This window comes from Streptomyces sp. CBMA29 (assembly GCF_014596445.1).
GTDB lineage: Bacteria > Actinomycetota > Actinomycetes > Streptomycetales > Streptomycetaceae > Actinacidiphila.
Genome location: NZ_MECL01000192.1, coordinates 21961 through 36167, shown reverse-complemented (window position 1 = coordinate 36167; position 14207 = coordinate 21961). Strand labels below are relative to the sequence as shown.

The 14207-nt window shown below is 72.0% G+C and carries 16 protein-coding genes; 6 read left to right on the top strand and 10 right to left on the bottom strand.

Translation table 11 applies throughout. The features are described 5' to 3' along the window. Positions 1-13 precede the first annotated feature (13 nt). Positions 14-481, bottom strand: coding sequence for a hypothetical protein (locus BGM09_RS25165; protein WP_223187567.1), 468 nt, complete (start codon positions 479-481; stop codon positions 14-16). Between the two features lie 185 nt (positions 482-666). Between BGM09_RS25165 and rarD the strand changes: the two genes are divergently transcribed. Continuing rightward, positions 667-1659 (top strand): EamA family transporter RarD, encoded by a 993-nt coding sequence (gene rarD / locus BGM09_RS25160; RefSeq protein WP_188283984.1) that lies wholly within the window; start codon positions 667-669, stop codon positions 1657-1659. Positions 1660-1804: 145 nt separating this feature from the next. Further along, complete coding sequence (locus tag BGM09_RS25155) at positions 1805-3232, top strand: Ig-like domain-containing protein (RefSeq protein WP_188283983.1); 1428 nt, start codon at positions 1805-1807, stop codon at positions 3230-3232. A gap of 21 nt (positions 3233-3253) precedes the next feature. Here BGM09_RS25155 and BGM09_RS25150 read toward each other — a convergent pair whose 3' ends face one another. Then, positions 3254-3676, bottom strand: a complete 423-nt coding sequence (locus BGM09_RS25150) for an ATP-binding protein (protein WP_188283982.1) — start codon at positions 3674-3676, stop codon at positions 3254-3256. Between the two features lie 359 nt (positions 3677-4035). Between BGM09_RS25150 and BGM09_RS25145 the strand changes: the two genes are divergently transcribed. The 3 genes from BGM09_RS25145 to BGM09_RS25135 all read left to right on the top strand — a co-directional run bounded on the left by BGM09_RS25145 (position 4036) and on the right by BGM09_RS25135 (position 5418). Next, positions 4036-4905 carry a helix-turn-helix domain-containing protein gene (locus BGM09_RS25145; protein WP_188283981.1) on the top strand — a complete coding sequence of 290 codons (870 nt, stop codon included), beginning with the start codon at positions 4036-4038 and terminating at the stop codon, positions 4903-4905. Beyond that, positions 4902-5099 (top strand): DUF397 domain-containing protein, encoded by a 198-nt coding sequence (locus tag BGM09_RS25140; protein ID WP_188283980.1) that lies wholly within the window; start codon positions 4902-4904, stop codon positions 5097-5099. The genes BGM09_RS25145 and BGM09_RS25140 overlap by 4 nt, the downstream gene beginning before the upstream one ends. A gap of 112 nt (positions 5100-5211) precedes the next feature. Further along, complete coding sequence (locus tag BGM09_RS25135) at positions 5212-5418, top strand: DUF397 domain-containing protein (protein WP_188283979.1); 207 nt, start codon at positions 5212-5214, stop codon at positions 5416-5418. Positions 5419-5434: 16 nt separating this feature from the next. Here the strand turns inward: BGM09_RS25135 and BGM09_RS25130 are convergent, their stop codons facing one another. The 3 genes from BGM09_RS25130 to BGM09_RS25120 form a co-directional block, all read right to left on the bottom strand. Beyond that, entirely contained in the window at positions 5435-6517 is a 1083-nt protein-coding gene (locus BGM09_RS25130; RefSeq protein WP_188283978.1) for a CU044_5270 family protein, read from the bottom strand. Further along, positions 6510-7103: an RNA polymerase sigma factor gene (locus BGM09_RS25125; protein WP_317452890.1), complete on the bottom strand. Its 594-nt coding sequence runs from the start codon at positions 7101-7103 to the stop codon at positions 6510-6512. Before BGM09_RS25125 ends, BGM09_RS25130 begins: the two co-directional genes overlap by 8 nt. A gap of 207 nt (positions 7104-7310) precedes the next feature. After that, positions 7311-7943, bottom strand: coding sequence for a TetR/AcrR family transcriptional regulator (locus BGM09_RS25120; RefSeq protein ID WP_188283977.1), 633 nt, complete (start codon positions 7941-7943; stop codon positions 7311-7313). Positions 7944-8012: 69 nt separating this feature from the next. On the opposite strand from BGM09_RS25120, the gene BGM09_RS25115 reads away from it, so the two are divergent. Further along, the gene (locus BGM09_RS25115; protein WP_188283976.1) at positions 8013-8885 is read left to right on the top strand and encodes a ketopantoate reductase family protein; all 873 of its coding nucleotides are present in this window, start codon (positions 8013-8015) and stop codon (positions 8883-8885) included. 45 nt (positions 8886-8930) lie between these two features. Here the strand turns inward: BGM09_RS25115 and BGM09_RS25110 are convergent, their stop codons facing one another. The 5 genes from BGM09_RS25110 to BGM09_RS25090 form a co-directional block, all read right to left on the bottom strand. Next, complete coding sequence (locus BGM09_RS25110; RefSeq protein WP_188283975.1) at positions 8931-9359, bottom strand: DUF4259 domain-containing protein; 429 nt, start codon at positions 9357-9359, stop codon at positions 8931-8933. Then, on the bottom strand, positions 9359-10219 hold the full coding sequence (locus BGM09_RS25105) for an NAD-dependent protein deacetylase (protein ID WP_188283974.1): 861 nt from the start codon (positions 10217-10219) through the stop codon (positions 9359-9361). The genes BGM09_RS25110 and BGM09_RS25105 overlap by 1 nt, the downstream gene beginning before the upstream one ends. A gap of 29 nt (positions 10220-10248) precedes the next feature. Then, on the bottom strand, positions 10249-11145 hold the full coding sequence (locus BGM09_RS25100) for an ABC transporter permease (RefSeq protein WP_188283973.1): 897 nt from the start codon (positions 11143-11145) through the stop codon (positions 10249-10251). Then, positions 11132-12304 (bottom strand): ABC transporter ATP-binding protein, encoded by a 1173-nt coding sequence (locus BGM09_RS25095; protein WP_223187566.1) that lies wholly within the window; start codon positions 12302-12304, stop codon positions 11132-11134. Before BGM09_RS25095 ends, BGM09_RS25100 begins: the two co-directional genes overlap by 14 nt. 420 nt (positions 12305-12724) lie before the next feature. Further along, positions 12725-13996 (bottom strand): DUF2092 domain-containing protein, encoded by a 1272-nt coding sequence (locus BGM09_RS25090; RefSeq protein WP_188283972.1) that lies wholly within the window; start codon positions 13994-13996, stop codon positions 12725-12727. Between the last annotated feature and the right edge of the window lie 211 nt (positions 13997-14207).

Here is a 14207-nt window from a genome sequence, read left to right as displayed (position 1 = left end):
CGGTCACCCGGGCCTATCCGTACGGGTTGAGGGCCCAGAAGCGGACGGTGTCGCTGCGGCGGTCGAACCACAGGTCGGTGGAGCGACCGCCGCCGTCTTCGGTGTCGAGCTCGTCCGACCTGATCCACTCCGGGTTCTTCGGCCCCTCCCCCTTGAGCGGCTTCTCGAACCACGAGGAGAAGTCATGGGGCGGCCCGTCCGGGACAAAGGCATGGGCCGCCGTCAGTTCGGCGAGTTTCCCCGGTGCCAGCCGGGCGAGGCCCGAGAGCACCAGCTCCGGCGACGGCGTGCCTCGGTCGTCATCCCGACTGCTCACCCACTTGGCGTGGGTGAGCGGGCCGAGCAGCGGGAACGTCCGCTCCAGCCGGGCGGTGTCGGTACGCCAGCCGTCCCCGGACCCGTTCGCCATACGCCGCAGGCCCCACCAGGCGGGTACGACCGCGAGCCCCGCACCGACCCCGATCAGCTTCCGTCGCTTCAACGCGCCCCCCTCACGCCCGGCTCCGGGTGCACCTTACGCGCCGGAAGCCTCCGGCACGGGCGGCCTGTCATGACCGTGGGGTGGGACGGGCATGACAGGCCGGTGGGGGTGGGGCTAACGTCGTCACGTCGCGGCCCGGCGGCGGGTCATACGGCCAGGGCGGGGCGGTACGGGAAGGGGTCGGGATGAACGAGCGGCGCGCGGGACTGGTGTACGGCTTCGCGGCCTACGGCATGTGGGGCCTGTTCCCGCTGTTCTGGCCGCTGCTCGAACCGGCGGGGGCGCTGGAGATCCTGGCCCACCGGATGGTGTGGGCGCTGGTGGTGGTCGCCGTGATCCTGCTGGCGATGCGCCGCTGGGCGTGGATATCCGAAGTGGTCAGGCAGCCCAGGCGGCTCGGCCTGATCGCCGTCGCGGCGCTGTTCGTCTCCGTCAACTGGGGCCTGTACATCTGGGCGGTCAACGCGGGCCATGTGGTGGAGGCTTCGCTCGGCTACTTCATCAACCCGCTGGTCACCATCGCGCTCGGCGTCCTCGTCCTGCACGAGCGGCTGCGCCCGGTGCAGTGGGCGGCGGTCGGCGTCGGCGTGCTGGCCGTCGTCGTCCTCGCCGTCGGATACGGGCGGCTGCCGTGGATCGCGCTCACGCTCGCCTTCTCCTTCGGCGTCTACGGCCTGGCGAAGAAGCAGATCAACATGGGCGGCCTGGAGTCGCTGGCCGCCGAGACCTCGGTGCAGTTCCTGCCCGCGCTGGTCTTCCTCGTCGTGCTCGGCGCGCGCGGCGACTCGACCTTCACCCACCACGGCCCCGGCCACGCCGCCCTGCTGGCCGCCTGCGGTCTGGTCACCGCCGTGCCGCTGGTCTGCTTCGGCATGGCGGCGACCCGGCTCCCGCTGTCCACCATCGGCCTCATGCAGTATCTGACGCCGGTCTTCCAGTTCCTGATCGGCGTGCTCCACTTCCACGAGGAGATGCCCCCCGAGCGCTGGGCCGGTTTCCTGATGGTGTGGGCGGCGCTCGTCCTGCTCACCTGGGACGCGATACGGGGCGCACGGCGCGGACGTACGCAAGCGCGGGCCGCGCGCCAGGCCCCGGCGGTACGGGAGACCCCGCCGGTACGGGAGACCCCGGCGGTACGGGAAACCCCGGAGGCGACCGACTCCCCGCTGCCCGGCTGAGCCGTACGGGCGAGCGCCGACGTCCACTCGGGTGACACGCACACCGCCGCCGGTTGGGTTATCTGACGACCGGTCATGCGAAGGACGTACGCGTCCGGCGGTCAGGCGTCGGACCGCCCGAAGTGCAGGAGAACGCGTCGTGCGCATGCCGGCCAACAGACTCACCGCGAGAACGGCCCGGGTGCTGGCCGCAGCAGCCACGGCCGCCGTCATGATCCCGCTGGCCGCGACGCCAGCGGCGGCGGCCGGTTCCGCGTACGGGGAGTGGAGCGAGACGGCCCTGCACGTGCCGGTGACGGGCTTCCCGGACGCGGCCTTCACCACCGACAGCAGCTCGGTCACGACCCCTTCCGGCGTCTCGACCTTCCTCAACGACTCGACGCCCTTCGGCGCCGCATACGGCAGCTCGCGCGGGCAGAACTACCTCTCCCTGCGCCCCTCGACCGGCGGCGCCAACGGCCAGCCGTCCCTCACCACCCTCACCTTCGCCGCCGCCACCCCGGTCGGCTGGGGCTTCACCCTCGGCGACATCGACGCCGACCAGGTGCGGATCACCGCGACGGGCGTGGGCGGCGTACGCCTGACGGCGGCGCAGCTCGGCTTCCAGTCGACCTTCAACTACTGCGTGGGCACGCCGAAGCCGTCCGTGTGCGGCAGCGGCCCGAACACCGACGTGCCCACCTGGGACCCCGCGACCTCGACGCTGCGCGGAAACGTCAACGACACCAACGGCGCCTCCGGCTGGTTCAGGCCGACAGCCCCGGTCACGTCGGTCTCCTTCACCTACAGCGTGCTCAGCGGCGCCCCGGTCTACCAGATCTGGATGGCCGCCCCGGACGCCGACATCAGCGGCCGTATCACCTCCGGCTGCGGCATCCCGCCCGGCACTGCGGTACGGCTGCGCACCGCGACCGGCGCCGCCGTGCTCGACAGCGCGGGCCAGCCGGTGGCGGCGGCCGTCGACGCCGACGGGACGTACTCCTTCTCCGGCGTGGCCACCGGCCGCTTCCGGGTCGTGCTGCCGGTGCCCGCCGGGTACGCGGCGACCGGCCCGACCAGCCGTACCGCCGACACCTCCGGCGGTGACGTGCGCGGCGCGGACTTCCGGATCGGCTGTACGCCCGAGCCCGCGCCGCCGGTGACCGTGCCCGAGAACGGCGGCCCGGTCCGCGTCCCGGTCACCCCCGACCGCGACCCCGAGACCCCGGTCACCGTCCCCGAGCCGCCGGACCACGGAAAGGTCCAGGTCGAGGGAGATCACCTCGTCTACACGCCCGACAAGGGCTACGCGGGCAAGGACTCCTTCATCTACAAGGTGACGGCGAAGGACGGGCAGGCGAAGTTCGTCAAGGTGAGCGTGGACGTCACCAAGCCGAAGCCGAAGCCGAGGCCCACGCCCACGCCGCCCCAGCCGCACCCCGCTCCCCCGGCCGACCACCCGCAGCCGCAGCAGACCGGCCCCGAACTGGCCGCCTCGGGCGCCGACGGTTCGCTGACGCCGGTCGCGGTCGGCCTGCTCGGCGCGGGAGCCCTGACGGTAGCCGCCACCCGAGTACGCGGACGCCGCCGCTGACCCGTCGGCTCCAGGAGTGCGTCACTCGCGGGCGGCGCACTCCGCCCACACCATTTTTCCGACGCCGTCCCGTTCCCCTACGCCCCAACGGCCGTCGCCCACCAGCGCGTTGACCAGCGCGAGCCCGCGCCCGCCCTCGTCGCCGTCGGCCGCCACCCGCAACTCGGGCCGCGTCTCGGCCGCGTCATGCACCTCGATGCGTACGCCGTCCGCCGTCCGCACGTACCGCGTCTGCACATCACGCCCGGCGACCCGCGCGTGCACGACGGCGTTCGTGAATAACTCCGACAGAACCAGCGCCGCCGATTCCGTCACGTCCTCAAGTCCCCAGCCTTTCAGCACCGATTCCAGCTCGTGCCGTGCCCGCCCGACCGACCGCGCCGTACGCGGCCAGAGCCGTGCGACCGCCAATTCGCCGGACTGTCCTGGTGGTTCTCGGTGCATGGCCGTGCCTTCCCTCGTCGCCGAATTCCATTGACGTCGGAGCCCCCTTGTCGCCACGTCGGGGGCCCCGACGGAGGACTCACCCGGGCGCCCACGGGGAGTGGCGCCGCACGGGGGTCCTCACCACCCGCCACACGAGCGCGGCACCCGCGCGACGGGAATCGGTACGTGCTTGACGACGCGTCAAGCACCGCGCCGGATCGCTTTGCGAAGTAGCGCGTAGTACGAGAGTAGGCGCCGATTCGGCTGCGCCGCAACCAGAACAAGTGAATGCATACGCTCGGGTGCATCTCCGGGCCGAACTGGCCCTAGAGTGGACCTTGTTAGGGACCAGGCTGCCGGAGCAGAGGGAGGGGACCATGCCCGCAGGAGGACGGCCGACCGTGCGCAGCAGGCGACTCGGAGCAGCACTCAGAAAGCACCGACAGGCCGCTGGCCTGGATCAACCTCAGGTCGCCGAGGTGATCGTCGCCTCCCAGGCCCGCGTCAGCCGCATCGAGACCGGCCACGTGACGGCCCGTCCGATCGAGATTCGCGCAATGCTCGCCGCGTACGGGGTCGAGGACCCCGAAGTCTGCGAGCGGCTGGAGGAGCTGGCCAAGAGCGCCCACCGACGCGGCTGGTGGCTTGAACACGCTGCGCACCTACGTGCGGACTACGTGGACCACATTTCCGTCGAGGATGACGCCACGTACATCCGCGAGTGGCAGCCCGTCCTGGTGCCAGGACTGTTGCAGACCCCCACCTACGCGAGAGCTGCCATCACGGCCGGACCCGGCTATGTAGCGGACGAGCGCGTCGAGCAGTTGATCAAGGTCCGGAAGGCGCGACAAGCCAAGATCGAGGCTGGTGACGCGAGTTACACGGCCATCATCTGGGAGCCGGTAGTCATCCACCCGCTGTTGGCAATAGAGCCCCACCGCGAACAGTTGGAGCGCATTCTCGAAGCGGGGAAAAAGCAAAACGTGACCGTTCAAGTCCTGCCGTTTTCGGCCGGAGTTCCCGTGGGCGCAACATCCGCCTTCTCCAGCTTCAGCTTCGACACCGAACCGGTCGTCGAGGCGGTGACCATGGAAAACCTTCGCGGCACGTCCGTCCTGGAGGACCCGGACGATCTCACCGCTTACACCAACGCCTTTGACCAACTACGATCGGCAGCACTAACACCGGACGCGAGCGCGCGACTGATCCGAAACGCGCTGCGCAGTAGCAAGGAAGACGCATCGTGACCGAAATCGTGAGCCCTTACCGGAAATCTTCCTACTCCGCGCAAGAGGGCAACTGCGTAGAGGTCGCCGCCACGGCGAACGGCGGTCGTGCCGTACGCGACAGCAAGGACCAGAGCGGCCCCGCACTCTCCTTCAGCCCCACGGAGTGGACCGCCTTCCTCGCGGGAATGCGGAACGGCGAGTTCACCGACTAGCGCACCACGCGCAAGTGAAGGCCCCCGGAGTCGCCACCGGGGGCCTTCACCATGTGTGCTCACCCAACTACCGTTGAGGCAACGCCTACTCGGCCAGCGAGGGAGACACACCGTGACCTCTGCACCTGACGTCGTCAGCCCGTTCAAGAAGTCGTCCTACTCCGGCGCGGAGAACAACTGCCTGGAGGTCGCCGCCACATCAGACGGCGGTCGGACCGTACGCGACAGCAAGGACCCCGGCGGCCCCACCCTCACCTTCACGCCCACCGAGTGGTCGGCCTTCCTCACCGGAACACGGAACGGCGAGTTCGCCGAGTAGCAGCCGCCCGGAGCGGTCAGTTCTTGGGGCCCTTGAAGGTGAAATCGCGTTCGGTGATCGATGACGGCGGAGGAACGGGCCCGCCGGGCCGCTGCCCGGGATGGTTGACGACGGCGGAGCCCAGTCGCGCCGCCGATCGGGACCAGTTGGCACCCTGCTTCGGAGCCCCGTGATCGCTCTGGTGACCATCCTCACGGTCACCACGGTAGGCGTAGGTCTTCGGGTCGAGGATCAGGTACGAGCGGGAGGTGTATTTGCCCTGCACGAAGGTCGCCTCCACTGCGATGCCGGGGCGTCCTGCCGCGTCCTTCATGGGCTTGGTGAGCAGGTGGACGCCGGGGATGTGGGCGAGCGACCGGTAGAGCGCCGCCGTGAGGTCGGGTGGGGCGGTCTCACTCAGCGACAGCAAGGCGACGACCCGGTCGAACGCGGCTATGGGCGACGACGCCGGAATGGTCCCGAGCTTGGTGTAAAAGGAAGCGAAGTAGGGATCGTCGCGGAGCGCCTTCAGCAACGCGTGCGGTTCCCTGGGGAGCTTGGCGAGTCGTGCGCGGGTCTCCTGGGGCCGCCCGTTGGGGCCTCGGACGAACCGGCCCCCCGGTCCGTAGTCGTTGACCAGCACTTGCGCGTCCTTGGCCTTCCCGGTCAGGAAGGCGAGTTGGTTGCCGTCGTAACGGAGCCAGTCCTCGTTCGTGGTGCAGGTCGTCGCGCAGAGGTATTCGCGGGTGTACAGCCACTGGTGCGCGCTCGGCTCCGTACCGGACTTCGCGGCGGCGTGCGTCGCCGCGGCGTCGAGGACCTGGGCGAAGGAGACGGTGCTGGTCGGCTCGGACTGTCCGCCCGGGTCCACCATGGGCAGGGCCACGAGGACGCCCGCGGTGACTGCACCGGCCGTCAGCCCGGCCACGCAGGCCCTGCGTACACCGGTGGCGACCGCCATCCGCAGGACGCCGACGCCGACGCCCGAGTTACGTCGACCGGCCGGGGGTGCGGTGTCGCGGATCTGCGAGATCAGGTGACGGGCGCCGACGGCGACCCACTCGGCGTCCGGTGCGGCGGTGTCGGCGCGGAAGTCGCGCAGCTTCGTCAGCTCATCCATGGTGGGGCGCCTCCGGGGCGAGGATCGGGTCGAGTTCGGGGATCGCGGCGCGCATCTTCCTGCGGGCGCGGTTGAGGCGGGAACGTACGGTTCCCAGCGGGATGCCGAGGGCCTCGGCCACTTCCTGGTAGGAGAGGTCCGCCCAGGCGATGAGCAGCAGCACATGCCGGTCGCCGTCGGACAGCGCGCGCAGCGCCGTCGCGATGGCCTGGCCCGACGCCTGCGCGGTGACCTTCTCGTCGACGGCTTCCGCCTCGGAGGCGTCGGTCTTCGCGACCGGGTCGACTCCCGTTCTGACCAGCGCCTGATAGCCGCGCAGCTCGCTTCGGCGGTGGCCGCTGACGAGGTTGACGGCTATGCCGTAGAGCCACGGCAGGGCCAGGGACCGCGTGCGGTCGTAGCTCTCGCGCCGCCGGAAGGCGATGAGGAACGTCTCACCGACCACGTCGTCGGCCAGGTCCGTTCCGAGCCGTCGCGCGACGAAGCGGTGGAGTTCGGCCGCGTGCCGGTGGTAGAGCTGGGCGAAGATCTCGGGGTCGTGCGACGAACGGGCGATCAGTTGGGCGTCGTCAAGATGCTCGGGCACCGCTGGTGGAGCGGACCGGTCTGTTGGCGAGGAGCGGATGGAGGCGATCACGGAGCTCCGATCGTGCGCTCGGGCGGTGCGCCGGGACAGCGCACCCACCTCTGCTTGACCGCAGGGGCGGATCGGGTTCACGCACCCGCCGGCGAGGACCCGTCCAGCCGGTCTTCGAGGCGGCAGACGGCTGTCCGGTTCTGAGGTCAGGCCAGGTCAAGCCAGGTCCGGCTCGGACGCGCTCATCGCCGCCGTCAGGAACGTGATCGCCCATCGCCGGGCCGACTCGCCCGTCATCGGCGGCGCGCAGCCGGGGGTGGGCTGCTGGTGGACCTCAAGGCGGTCGACGGCCGTCACGGCGAGGATTCCGCGCATCCGGAACGACAGCTCCTCCGGGGAGACGCCGGGCAGCGCGCGCGCGAACGCCGCGAAGTAGCGGTCGCGGACCGCCTCCTCGGCCGGGCCGGTCCAGCTGCGTGCCTCCTCGGCCGGGTCGCTGAGGATCGTCATGATCAGCCGGGACGTCCGGGCGCCGTCCCCGTCACCGGCGGACATCTCGTCGAACAGCGGCCCCGCGAACGCCTCGACCAGGTCGCCGACCAGCGGGTCGGGGGTCCGGGCGAGCAGCGCGTCGAGCCCGGCGCACTGGGCGGCGTTGATCGGCTCGACCACGCGGCGGACGACCGCGGCCATCAGCTCCGCCTTCGACCCGAAGTGGTAGCCGACGGCGGCCAGGTTCGCTCCCGCGAGTCTGGTGATCGCGCGGACCGAGGTGCCGCGGTATCCGTGCTCGGCGAAGAGCCGCTCGGCCGCGTCGAGGATCTGGATGCGGGTGTCTGGGGTCGCCACACGAGGGACTCTACATATGTTTGAATGAAACGAACGTATGAATGAAACGAACGTCTGAAAGAGGCTGTCATGAAGCTGCTCGTCTACGGCGCCGGGGTGTGCGGCAGCCTGTTCGCCGTCCGCATGCACGAGGCCGGCCACGACGTCTCGCTCCTCGCCCGGGGCGAGCGCCTGGCCGCCCTGCGCCAGCACGGAGTGCGGCTCATGGAGGAAGGCGACCCGGCTGTCAGGCGGGTGCCGGTACCGGTGGTCGAGCGCCCGGACGGCGCGTACGACCTGATCGCCGTCTTCGTGCGCACCCATCAGGTGGACGCGGTGCTGGAATCCCTCGGCGGTGTCCAGGGCGACGTGCTGTTCCTGCTCAACTGGGCGGCCGGCCCGGAGCCGCTGGGCGCGGTGATCGGCCACGAACGGGTGCTGCTCGGCTTCCCCACGACCGGCGGCACGATGGACGGCGGGGTGGTCCGCTACCGCGGGAGCACGGTCCTCACCCGCCGGGTCGCGATACCGGTCGGCGAGCCCGACGGCCGTAGCACCCCGCGACTGGAACGGATCGTGGAGACGTTCCGTACCGCCGGGTTCAACGCCAAGGCCGAGCCGCGGATGGGCGCCTGGCTCAGGACGCACGCCGCCTTCGAGGTCCCGCTCGGGCAGGCGGTGCTCGCGGCGGGCGGTCCGGTGGCGCTGGCCGACGACCCGGACGCGGTCCGCGGCATGCTTCAGCTCATGCGGCGGAATCTCGCCGCGCTGGGGACGCCTCCGGTGCCTCGCGTGTTCGCCGCGTTGCGGGTTCTGCCGCGGGGGCTCCTCGTGGCTGTGCTCCGGCGCTTCCTGAAGAGCCCGACCGCCGTGCACAGCGGACTCAGCGACGCCTCGCCCGCCGCGGCGGCCGAACTGGAGCGGCTGGCCGAACAGCTCCGTGCCCCGGCGGGGGGCCGCTGAGCGGGCCGGGTCCGCGCGTCGCTCGGGTCACTCAGGCGCCTCGGGTCACTCAGACGCCTTGGGCGCCTTGGGCGCCTCGGGCATGAGTGTGTGCTGGAGGCGGGTGATGGTGGCCTGCCAGGGTCCGTCGCCCGGGGGTTCGTCCCAGACATCGACCAGTTCGGAGGGGGCGGCGAGGACCCGGGCCAGGGCCTGGAGGGCGAGGGCGCGCAGCGGTGTGAGGTCCGTGAGCGGCTGCTTCGGCCCGTAGTCGGGGTCGATGGGTTCACCGCCGGGGCACTGGGCGGCGACCAGCGCCGCGGCGGCGACGGCCTCTTCGGAGATGTCCGCGTTGAGGTCGCCGGTGGTGTCGATCACGCGGGTGAGGGTGTCGCGGACGACGCCGGGACGCGCGTCGGGGGCCGCCTCGTCAAGGGCGTCGCTGAGGTCCCACGCGGAGTCGTTGTCGAAGGGGCCGACGTCCCAAGTGCCCATCAGGCGTTCGCTCCCAGAGCGTCGGACAGGGCGGTGAGCGTCGGGCCGAGGGGCAGGTCGAGGGTGAGCGCGGCCAGGTCGTCGCCCCTGGTGGGGCCCTGGTTGACGATCGCCACCGGGGTGCCCCCGCGGGCGGCGCGGCGGACGAAGCGCAGCCCCGACATCACGGTGAGGGACGAGCCCAGGACGAGCAGGGCCGGGGCGGCGTCGACCAGGGCGAAGCCGCGGTGGACACGTTCCGGCGGCACGTTCTCGCCGAAGAAGACCACGTCCGGCTTGAGTGTGCCGGTGCCGCAGACCTCGCAGGGCACGAGCCGGAACCGCTCGGTGCTCCCGGCAGGGAGTTCGGCGTCGCCGTCCGCGTTGGTGCGGGCGACGGCGGTGGCGCGGAAGCCGGGGTTCGCCTCGTCCAGGCGGTCGTCGAGCCGCGTACGGTCGCTGAGGTCGCCGCAGTCCAGGCACACCACCCGGTCCAGCCTGCCGTGCAGGTCGATCGCCTCCGCCGTACCGGCCGCCGCGTGCAGCCCGTCCACGTTCTGCGTGATCACCCCGGTCACCGCGCCCGCCCGCACCAGCCGCGCCACCGCCCGGTGCCCGTCGTTCGGCCGCGCTTGCGCGATCGTCCGCCACCCGAGGTGACTGCGCGCCCAGTACCGGCGCCGGGCCGCCTCTTCCCCGACGAACTCCTGATACGTCATCGGCTCCGACGTCCGCCGCCGCCCCGTCACCCCGCGGTAGTCCGGAATCCCCGACTCCGTCGACAGCCCCGCCCCGCTGAGGACCACGGCCGCCCGCCCGGCCAGGAACCCGGCCAGCACGTCCACGCCTTCCCCCGGCCCCCCGCCGACCCCGATCTCCATACCGGCAGCGTACGCCCGCCGCTCGCGGGCTACGCCGTGACGTCGCGGGAGGTGAAGCGGGCCCAGGCGGCCGAGCCGAAGACGGCGGCGTAGAGGGCTTGGAGGCCGAGGTTCTTGGCGATGCCGGTCCAGGTGACGGGGTCGCGGAGGATGTCGGCGAAGCTGAGCCAGTAGTGGGGGAAGAGGTAGGGCTGGAAGGCGTGGAGCTGGGGGATGTTGTCGATGATCTGGACGGTGATGAGCAGGCCGACGGTGGCGGCCATGGCGCCGATGCCGCTGTCGGTGAGGGTCGAGATGAACAGGCCCAGCGCGCCGATGCCGATCAGGGAGGCCGCGACCAGGACCGCGATCAGCAGGCAGCGCAGCATGCCGTCCGAGAGCGAGATCGTCGTGCCCGACAGCAGGGTGACGTCTCCGACCGGGAAGAGCGCGAAGCCGACGATCAGCGCCGAGACGGCGACCACCAGGGTCGCCGCCAGGCAGAAGGCCAGCACGGACGCGTACTTGGCGAGCAGCAGGCGGGTGCGGCCCGCCGGGGCCACCAGCAGATAGCGCAGCGTGCCGGCGCTGGCCTCGCCCGCGATCGAGTCGCCCGCGATGACGCCGATCGCCATCGGGAGGAAGAAGGGCAGGGTCGCGGCGAGGGCGGCGAAGGTCAGGAAGAGGCCGTTGTTGCTCACCTGCTCGATGAAGGCGGGGCCGTTGTTCTGGCCGTTGGGCCCGCCGCCCCCGAGGGAGCCGCCGTTACGCGTCTCGATCCGCACCGCCACGCCCACCAGCAGCGGCACCCCCGCCAGCACCGCGAACAGCGCCAGCGTCCGCCCCCGCCGGAAGACGGTGACCAGCTCGGACCGGAAGAGCCCGAAGGTCCAGAGCAGCCTGGGCGTACGGAGCGGCACCGTCGGTCCCGCCTCAGCCCGCGACATCGAAGCCCTCCCCCGTCAGCGCGACGAACGCGTCCTCCAGCGAGGCCCGTTCCAGACCGAAGCCCCGGACCCGTACGCCCGCGGCGACCAGCGCCGCGTTGAGGTCGGCGAGGTCCGGCGGATCGGCGGGCAGCTCGCCGCTGACCCGCTGCCCGTCGGTGAGCAGCGCCCCGACGCCCTGCTCCTTGAGTACGCGCGCCGCGTCCGCCGGGTCCGGTGTGGTGACGACGAGCCGCCCGCGCGTACCGGCCGCCAGTTCGGCCACCGGCCCCTGCGTGAGGAGCCGGCCCCGCGCCATGACGGCCGCGTGCGTACAGACCTGCTCGATCTCGTCCAGCAGGTGCGAGGAGAGGAAGACGGTGGTGCCGTCTGCGGCCAACTCCCTTACCAGGGAGCGGATTTCGCGCATGCCCTGCGGATCGAGCCCGTTCGTGGGCTCGTCGAGGACCAGCAGCTCGCGCGGCTGGAGCAGGGCGGCGGCCAGGCCGAGCCGCTGCTTCATGCCCAGCGAGTACGCTTTCGCCTTCTTCGCGCCCGCCGCCGTCAGCCCGACCCGGTCGAGCGCCGAGCCCACTCTGGCCCGGCGCGTACGCGGGTCGGCCGTCGGGTCGGCCGCGTCGTACCGCAGCAGATTGTCGTGGCCCGACAGGAAGCCGTAGAGGGCCGGGCCCTCGATCAGCGCGCCCACCTTGGGCAGCACCGTGCGCTGTGCGCTCGGCATCGGGCGGCCCAGCACCCGCGCCGTGCCCGCCGTCGGCGCGATCAGGCCCATCAGCATCCGGATCGTCGTGGTCTTCCCCGAGCCGTTGGGGCCGAGGAAACCGAAGACGCTGCCGCGCGGCACCCGCAGGTCCAGGCCGTCCACGGCGAGCGTGCCGCGGTACCGCTTCGCGAGACCGCGCGTCTCGATCACAACGTCGGCGTCCGCCGCAGGCACGGTCACCACGTCGGCGGCATCCGCCGCAGGCACGGTCACCACGTCGGCGGCATCCGCCGCAGGCACGGTCACCGCGTCGGCGTCCGCCGCAGGCACGGTCACCGCGTCGGCGTCCGCCGCAGGCACGGTCACCGCGTCGGCGTCCGCCGCAGGCACGGTCACCGCGTCGTACGTGCTCGGCCGGTTCGGCCCGTTCGGCCCGGCGGCCTGCGGCTGCTGCATCGCGCTCCTCTGCGACGGGGACTAGGAACTGTACGGCTCACGCCGTACGCCTGCGGCTCGGGCTTCTCCCCGGACCCGGGGCCCGAACTCCGGCTCCGGCTCCGGCATCCGCCCGGACGCGGCCCCCGGACCCGGCCCGGCTTCCGCCACGCGTCGCCTCCGGGCCCCGGGCCCGAACCCCCGCTCCGGCATCGGCCCGGACGCAGCGCCGGACCCGGCCCGGCTTCCGCCACGCGTCGCCTCCGGGCCCCGGGCCCGAAAGCCCGCTCCCGGGTTCCGCTCGGGCCTGACCCGAATCCCGGCTCCGGACCCCCGTTCGGGCGCAAGCCCGGTTCCGCCCGGACTTCGGGTTCCGGGCGGGCCCGGTGGGGGGTCCCCCCGGACGGGGAGAGGCACCCGCCGATCGGGATGCGAGCGGAGCTACTTGGCCGCGTTCGCCGCGTCCGTCAGGGCGGACTGCGTTACCGCGCCCACGTACAGGGTGCCCTTGTCGGTCAGGAGGGCGTTCACCAGCCGGGTGTGGAAGACGGTGCCGGAGCCGAAGTCGCCGGTGACGTGCTGGCCGAAGCTGTTGAGGAGGGACTGGGCGTCGCCGCCGCCCTTGCCGTGGGCGTTCTTGTCGGCGCCGGAGGGCAGGCCGCCGCCGGGCGACTTGATGACGGCGATGGAGTCCCAGCCCTTGCCGATGACGGTGGGCTCGGCGCCGTTGACACCGGGTACGCCCGTGACGCCGTCGAAGCCCTTCTGGCCCTTGGTGACGACGTCGGACTCCTGGCCGGCCTCGGTGACCTTCGTGCCCTTGGGCGGGGTGAAGGTGAAGGTCGACGCGGACGGCTTGGCGAAGCTCACCTTCGTGAAGCCGATGTCCACGATGGCCTTGCCGCCGCCCTTGGGCGAGAGCGTGAACTTCAGCGGGACGCCGGTCTTGGAGTCGACGGCGATACGGATCGCGCCGACCGTGGTCCTGTCCGCGTGCTGCGGGGTGACCAGGAGCTGGTACGCGCTGTGGCCCGCGACGCGCGCGGTGCCGTCCACGGTGATCGAGGCCGTACCGTCGGCGGCCTTGAGCACCTGCTGGGCGGCGGCCTGCGGGGTGGCCGGGAAGTCCTGCGGCCGGGCCTTGCCGTCGGCGCCGCGCCCCTCGGGGGCCGTGGCGTGATACGCCTCGTTGGACCCGCTGTCGTAGCCCCAAATCTCGGTGCCGTTGTGGATCAGGCTGTACTCGGCGGCGGGCTCGATGACCGAGACCTTCTGCCGGTCGGGGCCGTCCGCCGCCACGTGCAGGGTGTGCGAACCGGCCAGGAGTTGGGTGAGCTGGGCCTGCGGGGCCGCGGCCGAGCCCCTGCCGTCCTTGCCGGACGGGCCCGCGGCGCTCGCGGCGCCGCCGAACAGGCTGCTCGCCGCGCCGCCGGACAGGACGTCGGGCAGCCCGAGGTCCGTACTGACCTTCACCGAGCCCGACACCGTCTGGGTGTCGGACGCCGCGATCTTCGTGAGCAACTGCTCCGCCGTCAGCGTGGGCAGCGACGGGCTGCCGGTGTCCGCGAGCGCGGGTACGAGGCTGATGGTCGCCGCCGCCACCCCCGCCACCGCGACGGGCACCGCGTACCGCATGGCCTTGCGTCCCCGCCCCCTGCCGGGCTCGTCCGATTCCGGGTGCTCCGGAAACTGTGCCGGTTGGATCCGTGCCATCGCGTCTCTACCTCCGTCGTCGCGGCGGTTCACTGCCTCGCACTCGCCCGCTCCCCAGGCCATTGTCGCCCGGTCCGCCGTGAAGTGGACGTCTCCATCACACCAAAACGGCCCACCCGCCACATCAGCCGACGGATGCAACCCTGTGTACGCCCCCGGGATGACAGACCCCGACGCCGTACTCGGGTCGGCGCAGGGCATCACCTAGGGG